General features: G+C 46.1%; 10 protein-coding genes and 1 other annotated feature (1 of these 11 only partly in view). Of the genes, 4 read left to right on the top strand and 6 right to left on the bottom strand.

Features of this window, described 5'->3' with window-relative positions; genetic code table 11:
• Positions 1 to 125, bottom strand: a binding site (T-box leader); it reaches 74 nt to the left of the window's first position.
• The 4 genes from gltX to CXM95_RS00105 all read right to left on the bottom strand — a co-directional run bounded on the left by gltX (position 122) and on the right by CXM95_RS00105 (position 4,976).
• The gene (gene gltX, locus CXM95_RS00120; protein ID WP_086372485.1) at positions 122 to 1,579 is read right to left on the bottom strand and encodes a glutamate--tRNA ligase; all 1,458 of its coding nucleotides are present in this window, start codon (positions 1,577 to 1,579) and stop codon (positions 122 to 124) included. It overlaps the preceding feature by 4 nt.
• Before the next feature lie 169 nt (positions 1,580 to 1,748).
• Positions 1,749 to 2,888, bottom strand: a complete 1,140-nt coding sequence (locus CXM95_RS00115) for a PIN/TRAM domain-containing protein (RefSeq protein WP_005232908.1) — start codon at positions 2,886 to 2,888, stop codon at positions 1,749 to 1,751.
• Between the two features lie 163 nt (positions 2,889 to 3,051).
• Complete coding sequence (gene radA / locus CXM95_RS00110; RefSeq protein WP_005226394.1) at positions 3,052 to 4,422, bottom strand: DNA repair protein RadA; 1,371 nt, start codon at positions 4,420 to 4,422, stop codon at positions 3,052 to 3,054.
• A 44-nt stretch (positions 4,423 to 4,466) separates the two neighbouring features.
• Positions 4,467 to 4,976 (bottom strand): dUTP diphosphatase, encoded by a 510-nt coding sequence (locus CXM95_RS00105; protein WP_101698723.1) that lies wholly within the window; start codon positions 4,974 to 4,976, stop codon positions 4,467 to 4,469.
• Between the two features lie 188 nt (positions 4,977 to 5,164).
• Between CXM95_RS00105 and proB the strand changes: the two genes are divergently transcribed.
• Both proB and CXM95_RS00095 read left to right on the top strand, forming a co-directional pair.
• Complete coding sequence (proB, locus tag CXM95_RS00100) at positions 5,165 to 5,980, top strand: glutamate 5-kinase (RefSeq protein WP_034872095.1); 816 nt, start codon at positions 5,165 to 5,167, stop codon at positions 5,978 to 5,980.
• Positions 5,977 to 7,221 carry a glutamate-5-semialdehyde dehydrogenase gene (locus CXM95_RS00095; protein WP_061053519.1) on the top strand — a complete coding sequence of 415 codons (1,245 nt, stop codon included), beginning with the start codon at positions 5,977 to 5,979 and terminating at the stop codon, positions 7,219 to 7,221. The genes proB and CXM95_RS00095 overlap by 4 nt, the downstream gene beginning before the upstream one ends.
• 106 nt (positions 7,222 to 7,327) lie before the next feature.
• Here the strand turns inward: CXM95_RS00095 and CXM95_RS00090 are convergent, their stop codons facing one another.
• Positions 7,328 to 7,729, bottom strand: a complete 402-nt coding sequence (locus CXM95_RS00090) for a DUF4809 family protein (protein ID WP_086316721.1) — start codon at positions 7,727 to 7,729, stop codon at positions 7,328 to 7,330.
• Positions 7,730 to 7,880: 151 nt separating this feature from the next.
• On the opposite strand from CXM95_RS00090, the gene CXM95_RS00085 reads away from it, so the two are divergent.
• A complete protein-coding gene (locus tag CXM95_RS00085; RefSeq protein ID WP_008376766.1) occupies positions 7,881 to 8,084 on the top strand; it encodes a hypothetical protein in 204 nt (67 codons plus the stop codon).
• 57 nt (positions 8,085 to 8,141) lie between these two features.
• Here the strand turns inward: CXM95_RS00085 and CXM95_RS00080 are convergent, their stop codons facing one another.
• Entirely contained in the window at positions 8,142 to 8,960 is an 819-nt protein-coding gene (locus CXM95_RS00080) for a ZIP family metal transporter (protein WP_005232914.1), read from the bottom strand.
• A gap of 208 nt (positions 8,961 to 9,168) precedes the next feature.
• On the opposite strand from CXM95_RS00080, the gene CXM95_RS00075 reads away from it, so the two are divergent.
• Positions 9,169 to 10,791: an ABC-F family ATP-binding cassette domain-containing protein gene (locus CXM95_RS00075; RefSeq protein WP_005226380.1), complete on the top strand. Its 1,623-nt coding sequence runs from the start codon at positions 9,169 to 9,171 to the stop codon at positions 10,789 to 10,791.
• Positions 10,792 to 10,872: the final 81 nt, after the last annotated feature.

The raw sequence follows: 10,872 nt of genomic DNA, 5'->3' as shown, positions 1-10,872 counted from the left end.
GCTTCGTCTTTGACTTGCGCCAAAGCCACTCCTAGGTGCATTTCCTAGCCTTTTTTGACCACTCTCACCTTCCGTGGCCTCTCTGAAAAAAATCGGCTAGTACTTCGTCTATTCGCTGTGTTTATAACACGTTATTCAAATGATCAAGGGCTTTTTCTTTCCCTAATAATTCAACGGTATCCGGTAGTTCTGGTCCATGGGTTTGGCCTGAGACTGCCACTCGGATCGGCATGAATAAATTCTTGCCTTTGATGCCTGTTTCTTTTTGGATCTCCTTGATAGCTGCTTTGACTGCTGCAGCTTCTACGACTGGCATCGCCAGCAATTTTTCTTTAAATGCTGTTAAAACCGTCGGTACGGTTTCCCCTGCCAAGACTTCTTTGGCTGCATCATCTAATTCAGGATGTTCTTCGAAGAACAATTCCGAAAGATCGACGATTTGAGCCGCAAAACTCATTTGTGGTTGATACAAGGATACGATTTTTTTCAACCAAGCAGCTTTTTCTTCGGTCAATGTTTCTTCGATGCGGCCAGCTTTTACCAAGTAAGGAACGCACATTGCCGTCAATTCATCCAAATCCATTTGTTTCATGTATTGGTTATTGACCCATTCCAATTTCTTGGCATCGAAGGCAGCTGGTGATTTGCTCAACCGTTCAGGATCAAAGATTTTGATCAATTCTTCTTGAGAGAAAATTTCTTCCTCCCCAACTGGTGACCAGCCTAAAAGTGCAATAAAGTTGAACATAGCATCTGGCAAATAACCCAATTCACGGTATTGCTCGATGAATTGCAGAATCGATTCGTCCCGTTTGCTTAATTTTTTCCCAGTTTCGCTATTGATGATCAACGTCATATGCCCGAATTCCGGTGCTTGCCAGCCAAATGCTTCATAGATCATCAACTGTTTTGGTGTGTTGGCGATGTGGTCATCTCCACGCAACACATGGGTGATTTTCATATGATGGTCATCCACTGCTACTGCAAAGTTGTAGGTCGGCATGCCATCACGTTTTTGGATGACAAAATCGCCACCGACATTATCTGATTCAAAAACGATCTCGCCTTTGACCATGTCATGGAATTTGTATTCAGTATTGCGAGAGACACGGAAACGAATCACTGGTTTCAAGCCTTGTGCTTCTTTTTCGGCTTGCTCTTCCGGTGTTAAGTTGGCACATTTCCCTGCATAATGAGGCATTTCGCCACGCGTTCTTTGGCCTTCGCGTTCGGCTTCCAACTCTTCTTCCGTACAATAACACTTATACGCACGATTACTTGCGAGCAATTGATCGACCAGTGGTTGGTAGATATCGCCGCGTTCTGATTGACGATACGGCCCATATTCCCCTGGATTTTCAGGTGATTCGTCCCAATCCATCCCTAACCATTGCAAGTTTTCAAGCTGGCTTTTTTCACCATCTTCAATGTTTCTTTTTTGATCGGTGTCTTCGATTCGGATAATAAATTCACCGTCATTGTGACGAGCAAACAAATAATTGAATAAAGCCGTCCGAGCATTCCCGATGTGTAAATGTCCTGTTGGACTTGGCGCGTAACGTACACGTACTTTTGTCATTGTTTTCCTCTTCCTTCATCTGATTTCCAAGCCAGCCAAGCTGCTTGGGGCTTATTGTTCAGTTTAGTGGGAAAGACCCGCGTAAAAAACAGAACCCTCAAGTTGAATTGTACAATCAATAACCCAATTAGTAAAGGCAGCTGGCATATTTTACGCCAGCTGCCGAGGATTATTTCTCTGATTTTGATCCTTCTTTGTTGTCGATGCCGCGACCAGAATGGGCTGGTTTGGCAAAAATCATCCGCCCAGCTGCCGTTTGCAAGGCGCTGGTGACGATCACTTCGATGTGTTCGTTCATGTAATGCTGGCCATCTTCCACCACGACCATCGTCCCGTCATCTAGATAAGCGACCCCTTGCTGCCGCTCCGTGCCAGCTTTCACTACTAAGACGTGCATGCTTTCTCCTGGAATCACCACTGGTTTGACCGCATTGGCCAACGCATTGATATTCAAGACCGGCACATTTTGAAATTCAGAAACTTTGTTTAAATTGTAGTCATTAGTCACAACGACACCATCCAGCAATTTCGCTAACTTGATCAGCTTGCTGTCGACTTCGGAAATGTCTTCAAAATCGCCTTCGTACATCTCAACTGCGATGCCTTCTTCTTTTTGCAAAGCATTCAAAATATCCAAGCCGCGACGGCCCCGGACCCGTTTCAAACTATCGCCAGAATCTGCGATGTATTGCAATTCATACAAAACGAAATTCGGGATCAGCAGGACGCCTTCCAAAAAGCCGGTTTTGGCAATATCATAGATCCGGCCATCAATGATCACGCTGGTATCCAAAATTTTGTATTTGTGGAAATGGTCCGCGATTTTTCTTTCTAGCATCTGCTGTTCATCTTGCTCTTGAGGCTCTGCCTTTTTGTTTTTCGGGGCAAAGACTTTTTTCCATTCATCGATCCGTGTCGTCCCGATCTGAAAACCGAGATACCCTAACAGGACCATCACTAAGATTGGGGCGATCCCGTTGATAAAAGGAATATCCCAATTGTAAAAAGGAATCGACACGATCACACCGATCATCAGACCGATGATCGAACCAATTGCGCCAAACAAGAGATAGGTTAAGCTCAATTCACTTAGTTTTTCTTCAATTTTGCGAATACCGGCTGCAATATATTTCGCTAATAGTAAAGATAATAAAAAGAAAATAAGGGCTCCAAGCAAACTATTAGTGATGTTATTATTCAGCCATTCATTTTGGGTTTGCCCAATGGCTTGCCATGCGATGGGCATCAGTGAGATCCCTAGACTTGCACCGGCAAGTACCATTAGTGCGGTAATGACTCGTTTCTGCATACATGTTCCTCCATACTCCAGTAGGTTTCTTTTGTTCAAAAATCCGTGCTGCCAAACTGACTCCTTCCACCAGTCAGCGGCTGTCGGTTGGTTCAATGAATGAACCAGCAGCGTCAGGGCAAGAGGAAGGGAGATTGCCCCTTGCTCTTGCAGTGACTCCACTTTAACGGAAGACTTTCCGTAAGGTTTCGGCTAAGGTAGACACGCCTTCGACTTCGATGCCTTTTGGCGGCTGCCAACCAGTCAGATTGTTTTTAGGCAAATAAACTTTTGTAAAGCCCAGTTTCTGCACCTCTTTGACCCGTTGTTCGATCGCATTGACTCGGCGAATCTCACCCGTCAAGCCAATTTCACCGATAAAACACTCCGTCGGGCTGGTGCCTTTTTCTTTATAGCTGGAGGCGATACTAACAGCGATCGCTAGATCGATCGCGGGTTCATTTAATTTGACCCCGCCGGCTGCTTTTAAGTAGGCATCTTGATTTTGCAGCAGCAAACCTGCCCGTTTTTCTAAAACCGCCATGATCAGCGAGACCCGGTTGAAGTCTAGCCCCGTCGTCGTGCGTTTGGCATTGCCGAACATCGTTGGCGTGACCAATGCTTGGATCTCCACCAAGATTGGCCGACTGCCTTCCATTGCCACTACGATCGCCGATCCGGTTGCGCCTTCTAAGCGTTCTTCCAAAAAGACTTGTGACGGATTGGCGACTTCTTTCAACCCGCCTTCTTCCATTTCAAAAATCCCGATCTCATTGGTGGACCCAAAGCGGTTTTTGACGGCCCGCAAAATCCGAAAGCTGTGGTGCTTTTCGCCTTCGAAATACAAGACGGTATCCACCATGTGCTCCAGCATCCGCGGTCCTGCGATCGAGCCTTCCTTCGTCACGTGGCCAACGATAAAGATGGCGATGCCATTGGTTTTAGCGATTTTCAGCAATTCTGCGGTCGTTTCTCGCACTTGGCTGACACTGCCTGCCACACTGGTGATATCCGGTTGGGTCATGGTTTGGATCGAATCGATGATCACATAATCTGGGCGGATGTTTTCGATCGCTTTACTGATCTCTGACATGTCCGTTTCCCCATAGAGATAAAATTCCGTGTCGATGGCGCCTAAGCGCTGCGCCCGCATTTTGATCTGCTCGGCACTTTCTTCTCCTGACACATACAAGACCGTTCCGCCGATCGCTGCTAATTGCTGGGAAACTTGCAAGAGCAGCGTCGATTTTCCGATCCCGGGATCCCCACCGATCAAAATTAAGGAACCTGGGACCACGCCGCCGCCTAAGACGCGATTCAACTCAGCGAGTTTCGTTTGGACCCGCGGTTCTTTTTTCGGTACGACATCGGCAATTTTCGTCGGCTGCATCTTTTGCCCCGTCAATGTCGTACGTACACGACGATCAGCGGTTTCTTGGATCACTTCTTCTACCATTGAATTCCAGCTGCCGCAATTGGGGCATTTTCCTAAATATTTAGGGGAACTATACCCGCAATTTTGACAGACAAATTGACTTTTTGCTTTTTTTGCCATTGATCTCCTCCACTACTTCTATCAAACAGACCCCCAGGCAGGATTTACTGATTCGAGGAGCCAAAGCCGCCGGTTCGGCTGGCAGTGGTTGTATCTTGATCAGCTTTTAAGAACGGCAAGAAAATTCCTTGGCCGATCCGCTCGCCTTTTTTAATGACGACATCTGTGGGGCCGAAATTAGTAAACTGGAACATAATATGCCCTTCATTATCTGGATTGTCATAGTAATCGCTGTCGATGACGCCGACACCATTCGTCAAGACTAAGAAACGTTTCAAAGGATTGCTGGAACGATTTGTCAGCTGCAAATACTCGTCTTCCCCCATATAGACTTTGATCCCAGTGGGAATCAAGGTTGGCTTCAACTGTTTTGCGGTCTCTTTCGCAAAAAGCGCTTTGACCCCATCGATCACGCCCGCTTTCCAAATGCTTGGCACCACGATTTCTTCCGCGGCTTCAAAGTCATAACCAGCCGCATGATGGGTGGCACGTTGAGGCAAGGTGATGCTTTTTTCTTTATATGATGTAATAATTTCAAATCCTCGTAATTTCATGGGTTCCTCCAATAATAAAACATATAGCTATTTTAGCATAGGAAGAACTATTTTCTTCATGGAAAACACAATTATCGAAAAGTCTTTACAATTTCTTCGTTTAAAATAGCTCAAAAAGAAAAAAGAGCATGACGAAACGCCCGTTTGCGAGTACAATAGAAAAAATATCAAAAAATAGGCGGTGGCATATGCGCGCAGATCTTTCAAACAAAAACCGAATCGTTGTAAAAATCGGCACCAGCTCGTTGATTTATCCCAATGGTGCCATCAATCTAGCTGGCATCGATGAATTAGCCTTTGTCTTAGCAGCTTTGCAAAACCAAGGCAAAGAAATCATCTTAGTTTCTTCCGGAGCGATCGGTGTTGGCATGAACAAGTTAAATTTGAAAGAACGACCCGTGGAGATTCCACAGCAGCAAGCCGTGGCCGCCGTTGGCCAATCGGAACTGATGACGATCTACAACCAGCGTTTTCAAAGCTATAGCCAGCAGACTGCACAAATTCTGCTGACCAGAGACATCATCGAATTTCCCCAAAGCCGTCAAAACGTTAGCAACACCTTAGAGCAACTACTTACGATGGGGATCATCCCGATCATTAATGAAAACGACACGGTGGCAGTAGATGAATTGGACCATCTCACCAAATTTGGCGACAATGACCAGTTGTCAGCGATCGTCGCTCAGTTGACGAAAGCCGAGCTTTTGATCATGCTTTCTGATATCGATGGCTTTTATTCCGCCAATCCGCTGAATGATCCTGATGCCGTTTTGTATTCCGAGATCAATGAAATCACCCCGGAACTTTTAGAACAAGCTACGGGAAAAGGCAGTCCTTATGGAACCGGCGGTATGACCAGTAAACTAAAAGCCGCCCAACGCATCTTAGACGTGAACAGTCACATGCTGCTCGCTAACGGCAAGCAGCCGAAAATTATTTTTGACTTGCTCGCAGGGGAACCTGTCGGCACCCACTTTTATCAACGAACGGAGGATGAGCAATGAGCAACTTGCAAACGATCGGTCAACAAGCTCAAGCAAGCGCCCAGACATTAAGCTTACTGAGTGCCAGTGAAAAAAATCACCTACTGGTAGCGATGGCCGATGCTTTAGAAAAAGCTACTGAGACGATTTTAGCTGCTAATCAACAAGACCTAGCTGCCGCAAAAGCCAAAGGAACCAGCCAAACGATGCTGGATCGACTGTTGCTGACAGAACAACGGATCACAGAGATGGCTAACGGCATCCGAGAAGTCGCCCAATTGCCCGATCCAATCGGTGCCGTGGATAAAATGTGGCGCAATGCTGACGATCTTTTGATTGGTCAACAGCGGGTGCCCTTAGGGGTCATCGGCATCATCTACGAAGCTCGTCCTAATGTCACCACTGACGCCGCTAGTCTGTGTTTCAAATCAGGAAATGCCGTGATTTTGCGTGGTGGAAAAGAAGCCTTCCACTCCAATCAAGTCCTCGTGACTATTTTACAAGAGGCATTAGCTGCCAATGGACACTCCCGCCATGCGATCCAGTTTATCGAAGACACGAGCCACGAAACAGCGGCTGAACTAATGCGTCTGACGGATTACTTGGATGTTTTGATCCCCCGTGGGGGCGCCGGCTTGATTCGTCGCGTCAAAGAGACCGCCACAGTACCAGTGATCGAAACCGGCACCGGCAACAATCATATCTACATCGATCAAGCCGCCCAGCTGCCGATGGCACTGGCGATCGTTACGAATGCAAAAACGCAACGCCCTTCTGTCTGCAATGCCATCGAAACGATCCTCGTCCATGAAGCAGTGGCAGCGGAATTTTTGCCAATGGTAGAACAGCAATTTGCCAATCAAGTCGAATTGCGAGGAGATGAAAAAGCATTGGCGTTTTTAAACAATGCACAGCTTGCCACTGAAGAGGACTGGGCAACCGAGTTTTTAGACTATATCTTAGCGATCAAAGTGGTGGCTTCGCTAGAAGAAGCCATTGCCCACATCAATCGCTACAATACGAAGCACTCCGAAGCGATCATCACTGATGATTATTTCGCTTCCCAACGCTTCTTGAAAGAAGTTGATGCGGCGGCGGTTTACGTCAATGCCTCGACCCGTTTCACGGATGGCTTTATGTTTGGCTTTGGTGCCGAGATCGGCATCTCGACGCAAAAACTACATGCCCGTGGGCCAATGGGGTTAGAAGCACTGACTTCCACCAAATACATTATTTATGGCGAAGGACAGATCCGTAAGTAACGATATGCAAAAACAGCCCCCTGCTGTAGTGTCCCCCAAAAAGTTCGATCAAAAGCGAACTTTTGGAGGTCGGTACACCCGTGCAAGGGGTTGTTTTTGCGTCTTCTTATGCTTGTGCAGCCCGCAAAACGAAGGAAAGCGGGTCGATGCCAAACAATTCTGTCAGCACCCGATTGGTTGTGGCAAAAACGTCTGCTTCACAACTCTTTTTCGGACAAGCAATCGTCTGTCCTTTGCTGGAAAACGTATCCTGGCGGCTGCCTTCTACAAAAATCACTTCTTGTGTTCCTTTGCGATAGATCAGCCCTTCGTCTTCTTCCAATAATAAGCGAGTCTGCCACTGATTGATTTGAGCGATGGGCATCACCAAGGATGCAACATCCAAGTTTTCTAACGAAAAACTACGACCATCTGGCAGCTGCAGCGTGAAGGTATTGAGTTCATAAGGCAAACAGGCATTGCACCCTCCTTCTGTGATGACTTGGCTCGTGAGGATTTCTACGTTCATTCGTTTCGCCTCCTTTCATGAATACTTCATGTTTAGTTTATCACAAAGCCTATGGCCCACGGCGGAGCAATTATTCCGCCTTAAGTTGGATGTGTTTCTTCTTCCTTCTTGCTATGCTAAGGATAAGAAAAAAAGTCTAGGAGGAGTCGCTATGAATACAGAAAGTTTATTAGGAAGAATCGTTACTGTCGTGGCAGTTTTAATCGCAGCATCTCTTGTTTTATCTGTCGTATTAGGCATTGTTGGTGGGTTGATCGGATTGATCTTCCGTTTCGGGATTCCTTTACTGCTGGCCGTTTTGATTGTTCGCTGGTTAACCTCGATTCGCCAAAAACCAAGAAAATATTATCGTTAATTGCAGGAAAACCAAAACCACCTGACTTTCCAACAGTCAGGTGGTTTTTTCTATCCATCAGCCTAATGCGACATCTAGAACCATCATTAAGATAAAGCCTAACATGACGCCAAAAACCGCAAAATGGCGGCGACTCGTCAAGGTTTGCTGCGCTTCTGGAATCAATTCTTCCACCACCACATAAATCATAGCACCCGCTGCAAAAGCCAACGCATACGGCAAGACAGCGGACATACTCGTTACCAACAAAGCCCCGATCACACCCGCGATCGGTTCAACGATCCCAGATGCTTGCCCATACATAAAGGCTTTGGTTCGGCTTAACCCTTCTTGGCGCAAGGGGATCGAAACGGCTGCGCCTTCTGGAAAATTCTGGATCCCGATCCCGATTGCCACCGAAAGTGCTGCTAAGATCGCAGCTCGCGGATCATCAGCACTAGCCGCCGCCCCAAACGCTACCCCTACCGCCAAGCCTTCCGGGATATTATGTAGTGTGATGGAAAAAACCAGCAAGATCGTTCGCTTCAAATGACTAGGCAATCCTTCTGTTTCATGATTCGGACCAAAATGCATATGTGGGAGTGTCTTATCTGCTGCATAAAGAAACAAACCGCCCAAACCAAACCCGATACTGACCACCAGCCACGGAATGTCGCCATTTTCTTCGGCTCGTGCGATCGCAGGATCTAATAACGACCAGAAACTAGCGGCGATCATCACGCCAGAGGCAAACCCCAGCATCGTGTTCAGGACATTTTTATTGATTTCTTTGAAGAAAAAGACTAGCGCTGCCCCAAGCGCCGTCATACCATACGTAAAGATCGTCCCCGCCAGCGCTTGCTGCCATGGCGACAATCCAACCAACCAATCCACCATTCGTCTGCTCCTTTGTCTAACTATTCTACCAATACTCTAGCATAGGAAGCCGTCAGGTTCTACTAGGAAGGCAGCAGCAGCCATAATTTTTCTTTCACCAGGCCTATGCCTTTCCTGACGAAATCCGCGGCTTTACTTGAAAGTTTCAACATTCATCGCTATAATGCTAGGAGACTCCATGTCAATTTATATAAAGTGAGGAAAAGAATTGATTACAGTAAGTGATGTAAGTTTGCATTTTTCAGACCGCAAACTGTTTGATGATGTTAATATTAAGTTTACGCCTGGTAATTGTTATGGTTTGATTGGTGCAAATGGTGCTGGTAAATCAACTTTTTTAAAAATTTTATCTGGTGAGATCCAACCTTCGACCGGGAACGTTTCTTTAGGTCCTGATGAACGGATGGCTGTCTTGAAACAGAACCACTATGATTACGAAGAGTTTCCAGTGATCGAAACGGTCATCATGGGCCATAAACGTCTCTACGAAGTGATGAAAGAAAAAGACGCGATCTATATGAAGGAAGACTTTTCTGATGAAGATGGGATTCGTGCCGCCGAACTAGAAGGCGAATTTGCGGAACTTGATGGTTGGGAAGCAGAGCCAGAAGCAGCCGTTCTTTTGCAAGGCCTGAACATTCCCGATGAATTGCATCATGTCTTGATGAAAGATCTAACTGCTGGTCAACGGGTAAAAGTCTTGCTCGCACAAGCCCTTTTCGGTAAGCCAGACGTCTTGCTCCTAGATGAGCCTACCAACGGATTGGATATCCAATCTATCAACTGGTTAGAAGAGTTTCTAATCAACTTTGACAACACTGTCATCGTTGTTTCCCATGACCGCCACTTCTTAAATAAAGTTTGTACCCATATGGCCGATCTAGACTTCGGCAAAATCAAATTGTTTGTCGGCAACTATGATTTCTGGTTGGAATCAAGCCAATTAGCGGCGAAATTACAATCACAATCAAATGCCAAAAAAGAAGAACAGATCAAAGAACTGCAAGACTTTATCGCACGCTTTAGTGCCAATGCATCAAAATCCAAACAAGCAACGTCTCGGAAAAAAATGTTGGATAAAATCACCCTTGATGATATTCAACCTTCGTCCCGCCGTTATCCGTTTGTTGGTTTTAAACCAGAACGTGAAATCGGGAATGACTTGCTGCAAGTCGACAATGTCAGTGTGACGATCGACGGCAAAAAGATTTTAGACAATATCTCTTTCACCTTGAATAAAGACGACAAAGTCGCTTTTGTTGCCAATAGCGATATCACCACCACGACGCTATTCAAAGTCATCATGGGGGAAATCACTCCTGATACAGGTAGTGTTCGTTGGGGCGTCACCACGCAGCATGCCTACTTGCCAAAAGATACGACCAGCGAATTCGATACGGATACCCCGATCGTTGATTGGCTGCGTCAATACGCAAGCAAAGAAGAAGACGACAATACCTTCTTGCGCAGCTTCCTAGGTCGCATGTTATTCTCTGGTGATGAAGTATTAAAACCCGTCAACGTTCTTTCCGGGGGCGAAAAAGTTCGCTGTATGTTGTCGAAAATGATGCTTTCAAAAGCCAACGTATTGGTGTTGGATGATCCAACCAATCACTTGGACTTAGAATCGATCACCGCATTAAACGATGGTTTGATGGCCTTCACCGGCTCATTGTTGTTTGCTTCTCATGACCACCAATTTATTCAAACCCTTGCGAACCGTATCATTGCGGTCTCTAGCAAAGGCGTGGTGGATCGTGCCGAAACGACCTACGATGAATTCTTAGAAAATAAAGATGTCCAAAAACGCGTAGCAGAAATGAATCAATAATCTGCTTCTACAAAAAAGAACGCTCCAGTTGCAGCCTTGGTGGCAGGCAACTGGAGCGTTCTTTTTATTTTGTCTAATACT

The sequence above is a fragment of the Enterococcus sp. CR-Ec1 genome, assembly GCF_002850555.1.
Classification (GTDB): domain Bacteria; phylum Bacillota; class Bacilli; order Lactobacillales; family Enterococcaceae; genus Enterococcus_D; species Enterococcus_D entomosocium.
This window is presented reverse-complemented; position numbering and strand designations above follow the sequence as displayed.